Source organism: Herbiconiux sp., from assembly GCF_004297105.1.
Taxonomy (GTDB): Bacteria; Actinomycetota; Actinomycetes; order Actinomycetales; family Microbacteriaceae; genus Herbiconiux.
Map to the genome: position 1 here is coordinate 24,613 of NZ_SCVE01000018.1, position 14,319 is coordinate 38,931.

General features: G+C 69.3%; 12 protein-coding genes. 3 read left to right on the forward strand and 9 right to left on the reverse strand.

The window, feature by feature from the left end:
- Positions 1 to 7: 7 nt before the first annotated feature.
- The 9 genes from EPO52_RS13705 to EPO52_RS13745 form a co-directional block, all read right to left on the reverse strand.
- Positions 8 to 1,333, reverse strand: coding sequence for a glycosyltransferase (locus tag EPO52_RS13705; protein WP_290807421.1), 1,326 nt, complete (start codon positions 1,331 to 1,333; stop codon positions 8 to 10).
- Positions 1,330 to 3,486 carry a glycosyltransferase gene (locus EPO52_RS13710; protein ID WP_290807423.1) on the reverse strand — a complete coding sequence of 719 codons (2,157 nt, stop codon included), beginning with the start codon at positions 3,484 to 3,486 and terminating at the stop codon, positions 1,330 to 1,332. The genes EPO52_RS13705 and EPO52_RS13710 overlap by 4 nt, the downstream gene beginning before the upstream one ends.
- A 106-nt stretch (positions 3,487 to 3,592) precedes the next feature.
- Positions 3,593 to 3,916, reverse strand: a complete 324-nt coding sequence (locus EPO52_RS13715) for a hypothetical protein (RefSeq protein ID WP_290807425.1) — start codon at positions 3,914 to 3,916, stop codon at positions 3,593 to 3,595.
- Complete coding sequence (locus EPO52_RS13720; RefSeq protein WP_290807427.1) at positions 3,913 to 4,590, reverse strand: hypothetical protein; 678 nt, start codon at positions 4,588 to 4,590, stop codon at positions 3,913 to 3,915. Before EPO52_RS13720 ends, EPO52_RS13715 begins: the two co-directional genes overlap by 4 nt.
- A 52-nt stretch (positions 4,591 to 4,642) precedes the next feature.
- Complete coding sequence (locus EPO52_RS13725; protein WP_290807429.1) at positions 4,643 to 5,659, reverse strand: WXG100 family type VII secretion target; 1,017 nt, start codon at positions 5,657 to 5,659, stop codon at positions 4,643 to 4,645.
- A 100-nt stretch (positions 5,660 to 5,759) separates the two neighbouring features.
- Complete coding sequence (locus tag EPO52_RS13730; RefSeq protein ID WP_290807431.1) at positions 5,760 to 6,281, reverse strand: hypothetical protein; 522 nt, start codon at positions 6,279 to 6,281, stop codon at positions 5,760 to 5,762.
- Between the two features lie 151 nt (positions 6,282 to 6,432).
- Positions 6,433 to 7,245, reverse strand: a complete 813-nt coding sequence (locus EPO52_RS13735; protein WP_290807433.1) for a GNAT family N-acetyltransferase — start codon at positions 7,243 to 7,245, stop codon at positions 6,433 to 6,435.
- A complete protein-coding gene (gene dnaE, locus EPO52_RS13740; protein ID WP_290807435.1) occupies positions 7,242 to 10,757 on the reverse strand; it encodes a DNA polymerase III subunit alpha in 3,516 nt (1,171 codons plus the stop codon). The genes EPO52_RS13735 and dnaE overlap by 4 nt, the downstream gene beginning before the upstream one ends.
- Before the next feature lie 125 nt (positions 10,758 to 10,882).
- Positions 10,883 to 11,839: an SDR family oxidoreductase gene (locus tag EPO52_RS13745; RefSeq protein WP_290807437.1), complete on the reverse strand. Its 957-nt coding sequence runs from the start codon at positions 11,837 to 11,839 to the stop codon at positions 10,883 to 10,885.
- 126 nt (positions 11,840 to 11,965) lie between these two features.
- Here EPO52_RS13745 and EPO52_RS13750 point away from each other — a divergent pair, with 126 nt between their 5' ends.
- The 3 genes from EPO52_RS13750 to EPO52_RS13760 are packed head-to-tail and all read left to right on the forward strand — an operon-like array spanning position 11,966 to position 14,274.
- Positions 11,966 to 12,808: a helix-turn-helix transcriptional regulator gene (locus tag EPO52_RS13750; RefSeq protein WP_290807439.1), complete on the forward strand. Its 843-nt coding sequence runs from the start codon at positions 11,966 to 11,968 to the stop codon at positions 12,806 to 12,808.
- Between the two features lie 57 nt (positions 12,809 to 12,865).
- Positions 12,866 to 13,306, forward strand: coding sequence for a MerR family transcriptional regulator (locus EPO52_RS13755; protein WP_290807441.1), 441 nt, complete (start codon positions 12,866 to 12,868; stop codon positions 13,304 to 13,306).
- Entirely contained in the window at positions 13,303 to 14,274 is a 972-nt protein-coding gene (locus EPO52_RS13760) for an NAD-dependent epimerase/dehydratase family protein (RefSeq protein WP_290807443.1), read from the forward strand. The genes EPO52_RS13755 and EPO52_RS13760 overlap by 4 nt, the downstream gene beginning before the upstream one ends.
- Positions 14,275 to 14,319 lie beyond the last annotated feature (45 nt).

Sequence of the window (14,319 nt, forward strand, 5' to 3'; positions counted from 1 at the left end):
GTCAAGCCTACCGAGCGAGCGGCACCCCGGCTGTCGCCGCCGCGACCGCGCGGAAGGCCCGCTCCGGGCCGGGCACCTGCTCCAGGCCTTCCGCGACGGCTTCGAGTGCCGCACGGCCCGGGTAGGAGGGGGCGATCAGCCGACGCACCGCCGCCTCGATCGTGCCGGCCGTGGCCGTGTTCGGATCGAGCGCCTCGCCGAACCCGGCCCGCTCGAGCGCGGCCGCGGCGGCGAACTGGTCGGTGGAGAAGGGCAGCACGAGCAACGGCACCGCGAAGGTGACGGCCTCGGTGACGCTGTTGTTGCCACCGTGGGTCACGGCGGCGGAGGCGCCTCGAAGCAGTGACACCTGCGGCAGGTACTCCCGCACGAGCCACCCGGGCGGGATGTCTCCGAGCCGATCCCGTGAACCCGACCCCGTGGCGATGGCGGCGCGCACGCCGGCGTTGCGGAGCGCATCCGCGACCACTCCGAGCACGTCGTCGCGCACCGAGAGGAAGCTGCCGAAGCTCACGTAGACGTAGGGATCGGACGAGGATTCCAGCCAGGCCTCGACCTCGGCGTCACCGGAGTCGTCGCGGAGCGTCGAACCGAGGTGCGTGTGATCGGGGAGCCCTGCGGCGCGGTTCGGGTCGCTGAGCTCGACGGGATAGTTGAAGAGCAGCAGATCCCCGGTCTCGGCGAAGGCCGAGCGAGTGGGCGTGGCCGAGGGGTTGAGGTCGGCCAGTGCGGCGTTCCACTCCGCGGTGAACGAGGCGCTGACCCACTCGCAGAGCGCGCGCAGTTCGTCGACCGAGCGTGCGGCGGGATCGAACACACGGGGCCAGGCCGGAGGGAAGCCGTAGAGCTCACCCTCGACCGGCAGCGCCGACGGATGCCCGAGCACCACATCGACATACGGGATGCCGGCGGAGACGAGACCCAGCCGCGCACTGAACGCCAGGTGGTCGACGATGACGGTGGTCGGCTGTACGGACTCCACCACGGCGATGGTCTCCATCGCCTTGATCACGGGCTGCCACATCAGATCGGTGAGGCGCTCCTCGGCCTGGTAGCGGAGCGTCGGCACCATGCCGAGGCGGGTGGCGTCGAAGAACCCCCGGAGCGAAGCACCCTCCTCACGCGGCTGCTCCCCCGGTCGGATGACACCCGGATTCGATCCGCGGCCCAACTGCAGGTGCGCCCGTTCGTAGCCGAACTGCTGCACGATCGAGTCGGTGGCCTCGCCGGTGGCGACGACGACGCGTTCACCGCGCCGCTGCCACGCGCTCGCGATCGACGCGAGGGGCAGGAGATGGGAGGCGTAATCGGGGCTGATCACGAGCACGGTCATGACAGCACCGGCCACTCCGCGCCCGCGCTCTCCCGACGGATGCCCTCGTAGACCGTGCCGAGGGATGCCGCCATGGCCTCGATCGTGAAGCTCTCCTCGACGACGGCTCGCGACCGATCCGCGCGCCGGCCCGTGGGCTCCTCCGCAGCCGTCGCGAGAGCGCGGTCGATGGCATCGATCAACGCGGACTCGTGCCAGGTGCGGGTGAGGATGCCGGTGACCCCGTCTTCGACGTACGTCGCCGGGCCGCCGCCATCCGGTGCCACGACGAAGAGTCCCGTGGCCATCGCCTCCAGGAGGGCGATACCGAACTCCTCCTTCACGCTCCCGCAGACATAGACGCCATCGGCTGCGTTCCACCCGGGCAGGCCCGTGCGAGCCGCGGCCACCCAGCGGGCGACCGTGTCGTTGGGGCGATGACCCGGCATCAGAAGGCCGCGCCCGGCCTGCTCGGACCGAGGGATGAGGGAATCGATCTCGTCGAGCTGCTCCCGCTCGTCGGCGGACGGGGAGGTGAGGTTCCCGCCGATCAGGAGCAGGTTCGCGCGCTGCGCCGCCGAGCTCCCCTGCCAGGCGCGCACGATCGCGGCCATCCCCTTGACCCGGTGGAAGCGGCCCACGCTCACGAGAAGCGGAAGGTGCCGGCGCGACTCGGGCACGGCGTCCAGGAGGCCGTGCAGCTCCTCGAGCTCTGCGCTCGGCGCGGCACCCGCGAGGTGTGCTTCCGCCTCCTGCACCGCGCGATCGACCACGCGCAGGTCGATGCCCTCCGGCACGATCGTGTGCCGCTCGGGGTGCGAGTCGATGTCGATGCCGACGAGCATCCGCATGTCGTGGCGGAGTTCGGGACGGGGAAAGAGCACGGTGTGATTCGCGTTCGAGGCGAGCCGTTGCACGAGACGGGCTCGGAACCAGAAATGCTCCCGCTCGTCGGCCGTGCCGAAATTGGTCCGCGTGAGGGTTCCTGCGGAGTCCATCGACTGGATGACGGCGTGCGGATCTGGGGCGACCGTGAACACCACCGGGATGTCGAGGTCGCGCGCCACATCGGACGCGGCGAGACTGCCGACCTCCGCCATGCGGAGGTGCAGCAGGTCGACATCGCCGGCCGCCCGCAGGATGCGCCGGATGCCGCGCCGCGCGGCCACGCGCTGCGGCCAAGCCGACGACGAACTCACCGTGGGCGTGAGGAGCGGGATACGACCGTATCGGTGACCCGAGGAATGGGCGGCGATATCGGCCACGCTGTCGATGGCGCCGCTCACCGAGCCGCGGGACATCGTGATCACCCGGCCGATACCGGGTGACGCGTCGCCGCTGACGAGTGCGTCGCCGAGGCGCACCAGGAGCGTCGCGACGCCGCCGTTGTCGCCGCTTCCTGCCGCGCTCAACTCGGCATCGACATCGGCGTGCAGGAACAACTGCGCCACGGTGAGGGGGCCGGAGGCCGTGCGCGTGTTGACCGCACCGCCTGCCAGGTCGATCAGGGCGAGTCGGGCCACCTCCGCGAGGGAGTCGTGCGACGACCTGGCCAGGTCGTCGAGCACCTCGGCGACGCGGCTGTCACCCCGACGCTGGCCGAGGCCGGCGATCGCGGCGGTGCGCACGAGATCGTCCTCACCGGGGTCGACTGCCGAGGTGAGGAGCAGCTGCGATGGACCGCTGCCCCGGATGAGGCCGAGCGTCTCGATGAGGCGGTAGCGGGCATCCGGCTGCTCCACTCCGAGGAGGGCACCCTCGAGTCCGATGGCGATGTGATCGGGCGCGAGGAGCGCCCACTGCTCCAGGCTGCGCTGAGCGATCATGCCGCCGAAACCGCCGGCGTTCACCATGCGGATCAAGCCGCCCACGGCTTGGAAGTGCGGCATACGCGAGCCGAGCACCCAGGCGGCGTGCTCGCGGAGGAACCCGCGATCGTGCGAGAGGAGCCCGGAGAGCACGTCGGTGGCGTCGTCGTCGACGATCTGCCCGAACGCGTGGGTGGCGGCGATGGCCACGAGATCGTCGTCGGAGTGCAGCGCGCTCGTGAGCACTCGGAGGGTGCGGAGACCGGGCTCCCGACTGGCTTCGAACGCCAGGTCGTCGGCCAATCGCATGGCTTCGATGATCCGGCCGGCGTCGCGGACCTCGTCCAAGGATGTCTGAATACCCACCGGCACAGTCTAAGTGGATTGGTCACTAGTTTGTCGAGGTAAAGCCGTTCTCGTCCGGCGCGCTGCTCCCGGCAAGCCCGGTGCCGGCCTGCGCCAGCACCGCCGCCTAGTACGGTTTGCGGCCGTGCAGCGCCCGATAGGCGCGCACCCAACGGGCCCGGGAGGCCGCCATGACCAGCAGGAAGATGCCCAGCCCGCCGAAGACCACGATCAGCAGCACGGCCAGGGCGACCGCTCCGCCCGCGCCACGGCCGAACAGGATGACCGAACACAGGATGCCGGCGAGGAGAAGCAGGGTACCCGTGATCGCCTCGCTCGTCGGCGACTTGAGCGTGAATTTGTAGCGGCCCTCCATCGCCCCCTTGCTCATCCACGGGAAGGGCTCGACGAGTTCTCCCCGAGCCGGATCCGTGGGGCGTGTGCCGCTCATGCGGCGGGCAATGCCACGAAGGAGGCGAGGCGCTCTCGCATCGCCGCGGAGTCCACGCCGTCGGAACGGCCGTCACCCGGTGCTTCGACGTCGGCGAGATCCCAGGCGCCCTCCCCGGTGGGTCGCACGAACAGGTGCGTCTTCTCCGAGCCGTCGAGGGCGAATCCGGTGAGTTCGGTGCCGAAGTACACCGTGCCGAGCGGATGACGCACGGCGTTACCCGTGATGATGGTCTCGAGCAGGTCGGCGTCGGCGACATCCGGAGCCTTGACCACCATCGACCAGGTGCTGAGGGCGGCCGGCTGGAGGAAGACCGAGAGCTCGGGCGACTGGAGGTAGAGGGCCGCCTCGATGCCGTCTTCGTTGACCAGCCCGATCTCGGTCCAGCGCTCGGCGGTCTGCAGGATGGCGATCAGCAGGCGGATCGCGCCGCGCGGCTGCAGCGCATCGCCCTCGAGGATCAGCTCGCCGCGCGCGAGGAGGCTCGATGCGCCGAGGGCCGCGATCTGCTCGGTGATGAAGCCGGGGGCGATCTGGAGGGCCCTCTCGGCCCGCTGCCGTGCGACTCCGGAGCTCAGAGAGACGGCATAGGCGACCTCCGCGGCGCCGAAGGCCGGTGTGTCGGCGGGCGATACGGCCTTCTCGAAGGTGATCCAGGATCGGGTGTCGGTCATTCGTGCTCCCAGGAGAATCGGTGCGGCTGGAGGAGGTCTCGGCGACGGTTCATCAGAACGGCCACAGGTCTTCGGCGACGTCGGCGACCCCGCCGGCGAAGTCGGCCGCGGCATCGCCGACGGCGCCCGCCGCATCGCCGATGAACTCGCCGGTCGCGTCGACGGCGTCGTGGAAGACGGGAACGTTGTCGTAGAGCAGGCCACCGAGCGCCATCCCGCCGGCCGCGAGGCCGAGAGCGACGTTCGCCGGAGGGGGCGTGACGAGAGCGGCGATGCCGAGGCCCGTGGCCACCCCGTCGTAGGCGGCCCGGCCGTAGTCGCCTTCGGCGACATCGCCCACCACGGTGACCACGCCCAGCACCGCTCCGACGGGGCCGAGAACCTTGCCCGCTGTGCCGAGGAACTCCGCCGCGGTGCCGATGCGGGCCGCCCACGCACTGTCGGTGACGACGTTGCTGAGGCTCTGGGTGAGCGAGCCCCAGTTCTGGCCGCCGAGGAAGTCGTTCAGGGTGTTGAAGCCGTTCGCGAACCGGCTGAAGCCGATCGCGCCCTCGAGGGTGGAGAACTGACCGGCAAGGCGCAGCTGCGTGAGGGTGTTCATCAGGTCGACCACGGCTGCGCTGTCGAAGAAGTCCTCGGCGAGCAGCAGCGCCGGGTTGTTGAGGATCTCGAGCAACAGGTCGTTCTGCTCATCCGTGCCGCCGGGGACGGCCGGGCCGTCGCCCCCGCTGCCGTCGCCGCCCGATCCGTCGCCGCCCGGGCCGCCCGGGCCGCTCCCTCCACCGAACGCTCCCCCGTCGGTGCTCGTCTGCTCCTGGTCGTCGGCGTTCTTCACCAGGGCCGTCGAGGCCGTGCGGAGGATCGTGGTGGCGTTCGTCAGCGACTGCCGATACCCCGAGTTCCACTCCTGCCGGAACGTGTCGGCATCCGGCCCCTTCCACGCGGTCGTGCCGTTGATGGCCGACGTGAGCGTGCTCATCAGGGTCGTGAGCTGAGCGGCCTTCTGGTCGAAGTCCTTCGCGAGCGTGCGGAGTTCGCCGACATCCGCACCCCAGTAGCTGGAGGCCATCGCCCACCCTTCCGTCATCGAGCTAACGACAGCTTTTCACGCTCGGCCTGCATCCGCAGTCCACCGACATGGGGACCTCTCCCCATTGCGCCGGCTCGCCTCAGCTCACCGGCAGAATCACCGGGCCGGCCTCCATCGGCCCACCGCACTCCGCGGTTCCCCCGACGCGCTGCCAGGTGAGCGGGCTCGACACCTCACCGGCCACGGTGCCGTCGCCACGGTACGCGGTGGCCGTCACGACATCGGACGCGCCGACGTACATCACGAACACCCACATCCGCCCGTCGAACCTCCCGGTGGCGAGCATCGGCTGGACTTCCACCGGATCGTCGAACTCCGGGCTCGCGTACTCGAGCGGTTGCGGCTGCGACACCGCGGTCGAGGGCGAGGTCGCCGCGGGGACCAGAGAGGCTTCGGGCACCGAGCAGAGCCCCTGCAGATCGCACACCCGCACCTCCTCGATCGCACTGGCGTCGCCCTGGAGCTGCACGGACAGCGTGCTGACGTAGCCGACCGCCGGGCACGCCGCGAGCGGCTGCCCCACGCAGCCTGCAAGTCCGCCGAGCGCCAGCACCCCGCTTCCGACGAGCCACGCCCGAGCACTCCCCCGGCGACCGATCATGCTCCGACGGTGCCACACGCTCGGCCGATGGGGCCAGCCTTCAACCGCGTTCGTTACCGACCGGTGATCCGTGGTGCTTCGTCGGGGTGTCGGCCGAAGCGCAGAGGAAACAGCACCCTCATCGACACTCTGGAGACGAAGGGGCGTTCTCTCATGCGGTTCGGCGATAAGGAGTGGTGGTCGAGATCGGGTGCAGGCCCGCGCGCTCGAGGATGGGGCGCGAGAAGTCGGTGGAGTCGCTGTGGATGAGAGTCTTTCCGAGCGCGATCGCCGAACGGGCTCGCGCCGCCGTCAGAGCGCGATAGACGCCCCGGCCACGCCACTCGGGCAGGGTCGCGCCGCCCCAGATACCCGCGAACTCGGAGTCGCGCACCGGCTCGAGTCGGCCCGCGCACACGATCTGGCCGCCGCTCTCCGCCGCCCACAGCTCCATGCCGTCGCCGAGCGCCAGCCGCCGGAGGAGGGCGTCGGCCATGTCGTCGGAGACGGGATCGCCGAAGGCGACATCCTGCATCGCACTGAGGGCGCGCACATCGACTTCCGACGTCATGCGGCGCAGCCTCACACCACCCGGGAGCGGCACGTCGACCGCGAGAGCGGATGCCTCGCCGATCATGATCGTCTCGGGGTCATCGGGCACGAAGCCGTTGTCGACCAGCGCCTCGTGCAGACCCGGAGCGGCATCGTGCCCCCGCGTCTTCCACTCGACCCGGTCGACCTCGGGCAGGGCACTGAAGTGAGCCACGGCACCGGCGACGAGGGACCGGATGCCCGCCGCATCCGACCCGCCGAGGTCGCGATACGTGATGAAACCGCGCCCTCCGGCGAAGGTGACGAGCCGCAGGGGGCCGAGACGCGTCACGGCGATCGCGCTCGGCGTCTCCGAGTCGGTGCGCAGCTGCTCGTCATAGGCGGCGAGCAGACGCGCCCTGAGCCCACCCCGCTCCGGCTCCTCGGATGTCACGCCAGGCAGTTGGGCCCCAGCAGCGACTTGAGCTCGCCGAACAGATCGGCCGTCACACTCACCGGGAACGGCACCTCGAACACCCGCACGTTGTCGTTCTTGATGAGCTTCAACCGCACCTCGGTGTCGCCCGCGTGCCGGATGAGCACATCGTTGAGCGCCTGCACCGTGTCGGTGGTGGCCTTGAACTCGGCCATCGAGATCTGCAGCGGCCCCGACGATCCCGCCGCCTGCCCGAGATCGGGCTGGAAGAGGCTGAAGGCGTGCAGGTTCATGCCGTCATCGCGCAGCGACACGCGACCCCGCACCACCACGATGGCGTCGTTCGTGAGCGCCGGGCCGAACTCCTGGTAGGTCTTGCCCATGAACATGGCCGTGATCTCGCCGTTGAAGTCTTCGACCGTGATCATGCCGTACTGGTTGCCCGAGTTCTTCGCCACCCGGTGCTGCACCGACGTGATGAGCCCGGCCACCGTCACCTGGTCGCCGTCTTGCGTGTGCTCGCTCTCGAGCAGGTCGAGGATCGACGTCGACGCCACCTTCGCCAGCGGGATCTCGAGCCCGGCGAGCGGGTGATCCGACACGTAGAGGCCGAGCATGTCGCGCTCGAAGGCCAGCTTGTCGCGCTTCGCCCACTCGGGCCGCACGGGGATGTCGTGCACCTCTTCGGGCGCGTCCCACAGCGAGTCGAAGTCGAAGCCCACCTGGCCGTTGGCCTCGTTGCGCTTCTCGGAGACGGCATTGTCGATCATCGCCTCGTGCACCTCGATGAGTGCGCGCCGGGTCGAGCCGAGCGAGTCGAACGCACCCGCCTTGATGAGCGACTCGATGGTGCGCTTGTTCGTGGCGGCGAGCGGGATCTTCTTGAGGAAGTCGCCGAACGAGGTGAAGGCACCCTTCTCCTCACGCGCGGTGCGGATGAGCTCCACCACGTTCATGCCGACGTTGCGCACCGCCCCCATACCGAAACGGATGTCGGTGTCGACGGCGGTGAAGAACCCGATCGACTCGTTCACATCAGGCGGCAGCACCTTGATGCCCATGCGGCGGCACTCGGAGAGGTACAGCGCCATCTTGTCTTTCGAGTCGCCGACGCTCGTCAGCAGCGCCGCCATGTACTCGGCGGGGTAGTGGGCCTTGAGGTAGGCGGTCCAGTACGAGATGACGCCGTAGGCCGCCGAGTGCGCCTTGTTGAAGGCGTAGTCGGAGAAGGGCAGCAGGATGTCCCAGAGCGTCTTCACCGCCGCCTCCGAGTACCCGTTGGCGTGCATGCCGGCGCTGAAGCCCTCGTACTGCTTGTCGAGCTCCGACTTCTTCTTCTTGCCCATCGCGCGGCGCAGCAGGTCGGCTTGGGCGAGCGTGAAGCCGGCGAGCTTCTGCGCGATCGACATCACCTGCTCCTGGTACACGATGAGGCCGTACGTACCGCCCAGCACCTCGAGCAGCGGCTCCGCGAGCTCGGGGTGGATGGGCGTGATCGCCTGGATCCCGTTCTTGCGCAGCGCGTAGTTGGTGTGCGAGTCCGCACCCATCGGCCCCGGCCGGTAGAGCGCGAGCACGGCTGAGATGTCTTCGAAGTTGTCGGGCTTCATCAGCCGCAGCAGCCCGCGCATGGGGCCGCCATCCAGCTGGAAGACGCCGAGCGTGTCGCCGCGCGCGAGCAGGTCGTACGACGCCTTGTCGTCGAGCGCCAGGTCTTCCAGAACGAGGTGTTCACCGCGGTTGGCCCGGATGTTGTCGAGCGCGTCGTCGATGATCGTGAGGTTGCGAAGCCCCAGGAAGTCCATCTTGATGAGGCCGAGCGACTCCGCGGCGGGATAGTCGAACTGCGTGACGATCTGGCCGTCCTGCTCGCGCTTCATGATGGGGATGATGTCGATGAGCGGGTCGCTCGACATGATGACGCCGGCCGCGTGCACCCCCCACTGGCGCTTGAGGTTCTCGATGCCGAGCGCCGTGTCGAACACGGTGCGCGCCTCGGGGTCGGTCTCGATGACCGTGCGGATGTCGACGGCCTCTTTGTAGCGCGGGTGGTTCTTGTCGAAGATGCCGGAGAGCGGGATGTCTTTGCCCATGATGGGCGGCGGCATCGCCTTCGTGAGCTTCTCCCCCATGCTGAACGGGAAGCCGAGCACGCGCCCCGAGTCCTTCAGCGCCTGCTTGGCCTTGATCGTGCCGTAGGTCACGATCTGGGCCACGCGCTCGTCGCCGTACTTCTCGGTGACGTACTTGATGACCTCGCCGCGGCGACGGTCGTCGAAGTCGACGTCGAAGTCGGGCATGGAGACGCGGTCGGGGTTGAGGAACCGCTCGAAGATCAGCCCGTGCACGAGCGGGTCGAGGTCGGTGATCTTCATGGCGTAGGCGGCCATCGATCCGGCACCGGAGCCACGGCCCGGCCCCACCCGGATGCCATTGCGCTTCGACCAGTTGATGAAGTCGGCCACCACGAGGAAGTAACCGGGGAAGCCCATGCTCTTGATGACGCCCACCTCGTAGTCGGCGCGTTCGCGCACCTCCTGCGTGACGCCGTTCGGGTAGCGCTCCTTGAGCCCCGCCTCCACCTCCTTCTCGAACCAGGTGGCCTCGGTCTCGCCCTCGGGCACCGGATAGCGCGGCATGTAGTTGGCGTTCGTGTCGAAGGCCACCTCGCAGCGCTCGGCGATGAGCAGAGTGTTGTCGCAGGCATCCGGATAGTCGCGGAACAGCTGCCGCATCTCCTGCGCGCTCTTGAGGTAGAACTCGTCGGCGTCGAACTTGAAGCGGTTGGGGTCGCTCAGCGTCGAACCCGACTGCACGCAGAGCAGCGCGGCGTGGGATGTCGCGTCGTGCGCGTGCGTGTAGTGCAGGTCGTTGGTGGCCACGAGCTTGAGGTCGAGCTCTTTGGCCAGCCGCAGCAGATCGGGCATGATGCGCCGCTCGATCTCGAGCCCGTGGTCCATGATCTCGGCGAAGAAGTTCTCTTTGCCGAAGATGTCGCGGAAGTCGGATGCGGCCTGCTTCGCAGCCTCGTACTGCCCCAGCCGGAGCCGGGTCTGGATCTCGCCCGACGGGCATCCGGTGGTGGCGATGAGCCCCTTGCCGTACTGGCTGAGCAGCTCGCGATCCATTCGGGGCTTGAAGTAGTAGCCCTCGATCGACGCCTTCGAGCTCAGGCGGAAGAGGTTGTGCATGCCCTCCGTGGTCTCGGAGAGCAGCGTCATGTGGGTGTAGGCACCCGCGCCCGACACGTCGTCTCCCCCGCCGTTGCCCCAGCGCACGCGCGTCTTGTCGCTGCGGTGGGTGCCGGGGGTGAGATAGGCCTCCGTGCCGATGATGGGCTTGATGCCCGCCTCGGTGGCGGTGCGCCAGAAGTCGAACGCACCGAAGACGTTGCCGTGGTCGGTGACGGCGACGGCCGGCATGCCCTGCTCTTTGGCCGCCTCGATGAGCGGTTTGACTCTCGCGGCGCCATCCAGCATCGAGTATTCGCTGTGGACGTGCAGGTGCACGAAGGAGTCGTTCGAGGGCACTGATTCTCCGGGAGTCTCGGCGTGGGTACCAAGTCTAAACGGCGCCGGAGGGCCTGCGTCGGCGTGTCGCGATCACGTCGCCGACCAATTCGGGTGGGCAGCGCGACATCCGTCACACCGGCCACTCAGGCCTCGGGTGAGGTGCCGGGGAACGAGCTCCCCGTGAGCTCCTGGGAGACCTGCCAGACCCGGCGAGCCTCGTCCTCGCTGCGCAACCGGGAGTAGAGCGGCTGCTCTGCGGGGGCGCCGCCCAGGTGGCCGAAGCCCTTCGGTCCGTAGAACGCTCCCGAGCGGGCCTCCGGCGCCGTCGCCGCGTACAGGGCCGGGAGTGCTGCGCTCTCGGGGGTGCCGAGGAGGAGGCCGCGCGCCGACAGCCAGCGGATCAACCGCACACCGCTCGTGTCGTTCGCGCGCCCCAGCTCGGGTCGCGCCGCCAGCAGGCTCGTGGGTGCGACTCCCGGATGGGAGAGGTTGCTGCTGATCCCCCACCCGCCGGCCGCACTGCGCCGGTCGAGCTCGAGGCCGAAGAGGCCCAGCGCGATCTTCGACTGGCTGTAGGCGCGCCCTCCGTTGTAGCTGCGTTCCCAGCCGAGGTCATCCCAGTTGATCGACCCCTGGTTCGCCGACACGCTGAGCTGCGACGTGACGCGTGCCCGGCCGGCACGGAGCAGCGGCATCAGCTCGGCGACGAGCGCGACATGCCCCAGGTGATTGGTGCCGAACTGGAGCTCGAAACCGTCGGCCGTGGTCTGGCGTTCGGGCGGCGTCATCACGCCGGCGTTGTTGACGAGCAGGTGGATGGGCGCTCCCTCCGATCGGAGCGTCTCCCCGAGTGCGGCCACGGACTCGAGCGACGAGAGGTCGAGCCGGCGCACCGACACCGCCGAACCGGGGGCGTGCTCCCGGATTCGTCCGATCGCCGCCTCGCCCTTGGCAGGGTTGCGCACCGGCAGCACCACCTCCGCGCCGGCAGCAGCCAGTGCGACGGCGATGCGGAGGCCGATGCCGTCGCTTCCGCCGGTGACCACGGCACGCGTGCCGGCGAGGTCGGGGAGGGTGATGTCGATCGGGATGCGGGCCATGAGTGCTCCTGTCGTCGGTGATGCATCGACTCTCGCCGACCTCGTGCGACTCATCCAGGACTCGCCAAGTCACTGTTCAGCGGTGCCGCCCGGCTGTATGAAGGAAGAACAACCCGAGGAGGAGCCGTGCCGATCGACAGAGCAGGCCTGTCCGAGTTCCTCGTGCGCCGACGCAGCGCGCTGCAGCCCGAGGATGTCGGCCTGCACCGTGGTCCGCGACGCCGCACCGAAGGCCTCCGCCGTGAAGAGGTGGCGCTGCTCGCGCACATGTCGACGGACTACTACGCCCGACTCGAGCGCGGCACAGGCCCGCATCCCTCGGAGCAGATGATCGCCTCGATCGCGCAGGGTCTGCATCTCTCCGTCGACGAGCGCGACCACCTGTTCCAGCTCGCCGGCCACCGGCCGCCGGCGCGGGGCGCGTCGAGCGATCACATCAGCCCCGGACTGCTCCGCATCCTGGATCGCTTGCAGGACACCCCGGCCGAGATCGTGACCGAGCTCGGTGAGACGCTGCGCCAGACCCCTCTGGGCGTCGCGCTCACCGGGGAGACCACCCGTTTCAGCGGGCCTTTCCGCAGCATCGGCTTCCGCTGGTTCGCCGACCCGGCGAGCCGGCGGTTGTATGCCGAGAGCGATCACGAGTTCCTGTCGCGACTGTGGGTGTCGGGTCTCCGCGAGGTGATGACCCGTCGCGGGCCCGGATCGCGCGCCGCGAGGTACGTCGAGCAGTTGCTCCCCCTCAGCGAGGAGTTCCGCGCGCTCTGGGAGCGCCACGAGGTGGGCATCCGCCCGCAGGTGGGCAAGAACTTCGTGCACCCCGAACTCGGAGCGCTCGAACTCAGCTGCCAGACCCTGATCGATCCCGTGCAGTCGCACGCGCTGCTCGTCTACACGGCCGTTCCCGGCTCGGAATCCGATGAGAAGCTGCGACTCCTCTCCGTGATCGGCGCCCACCCGTTCGCCTGACCTCCTCCACAGCAGCCGCCTTGACTTCAAGCGCTTGAAGTATGGTCGACTCTCTCCATGACACGAATGACCATTCAGGAGGCGTCCCGGCAGAGCGGGCTCCCCGAGCCCACACTGCGGTACTACGAAGAAGTGGGCCTCGTCGGCCCGATCGCCCGGGACGAGTCGAGCGGTCACCGCCGCTACAGCGACCACGACCTCGACACGATTCAGGCGCTCGCGTGCCTCCGCGCCATGGGCGTCGGCATCGACGACATGCGCACCTATCAGGCGAACCGCGCCCTCGGCCAGGCCAGGGCCGGCGAGCAGCGCGATCTCCTGCTCCGCCACGCGGCGCGTGTCGAGCAGGAGCTCGAGACCTTGAGAGTCCATCTCGACTACCTCCGCTCGAAGGCCGACCTGTGGGATGCCCGGGATCGCGCGGATGCCGCCGCCGAAGCCGAGGCGCACCTGCGCGTCGAGGCGATCCTCCCCGACCTGCAGGCGGCGCTGCGATGACCCGCGTTCTCGTCACCGGCGCGTCCGGCTACCTCGGCACCCGCCTCATCGCCGATCTGCTCCTCAGCGGCACCGAGGTGCGCGGCACCGTGAGGTCCCGCGACAGCGAGGCCGAGATCCGGATGGCCGTGCGCCGAAGTGGAGCCGACGACAGCGGCCTGCAGTTCGTCGAGGCGGGTCTGCTCTCCGACGACGGCTGGTCCGAGGCCGTCGCCGGCATCGAGGAGGTCTACCACCTCGCCTCCCCCATGGTTCTGACCACCGGCCTCGATGAGGTCGTGCGCCCGGCCCGGGACGGCGCGCTGCGGGTGCTCCGCGCGGCACGCGCGGCATCCGTTCGCCGGGTGGTGCTGACCTCGTCGTTCGCGGCGGTGGGCTACTCACCGAAGCCCGTGCGCGACTACGACGAGAGCGACTGGACCGATCCTGAGACCCCGGGCCTGGCGCCCTATCCACTCTCGAAGACGCTCGCGGAGCGCGCCGCGTGGACCTTCATCGACGAGGAGGGCGACGGCATGGAGCTCGTCGTCGTGAACCCCACCTGGATCGCCGGCCCCACCCTCACGGCCACCGCGAGGTCGTCACTGCAGATGTTCACGGCGATGCTCGATGGGACGATGCAGGCCGTTCCCCGCCAGCTCTTCGGGATCGCCGATGTGCGCGATGTCGCCGCCCTGCACATCGCTGGGATGGCGACCCCGGATGCGGCCGGCAAGCGCTATCTCGCCCTCGCCGACGGGCCCACGATGTCGTTCCTCGACGTGGCCACCGTGCTGCGCGACCGGCTCGGACCCCTCGCGCAGCGTGTGCCGACGACGGAGCTGCCGGGCGACGAACCGGCGCCCCTCGTCATCCGCAACGAGCGCGCCAAGCGCGAGCTGGGTTTCCGCCCCCGTCCGGCCGAGGACACGATCGTGGAGACGGCCGAGAGCCTGCGCGACCTCGGGATGCTGATGCGGTCGGAGTAGTACCTCGGACCTCGTGGGCCCAAAGTCCCATCGAACCTGACAGCG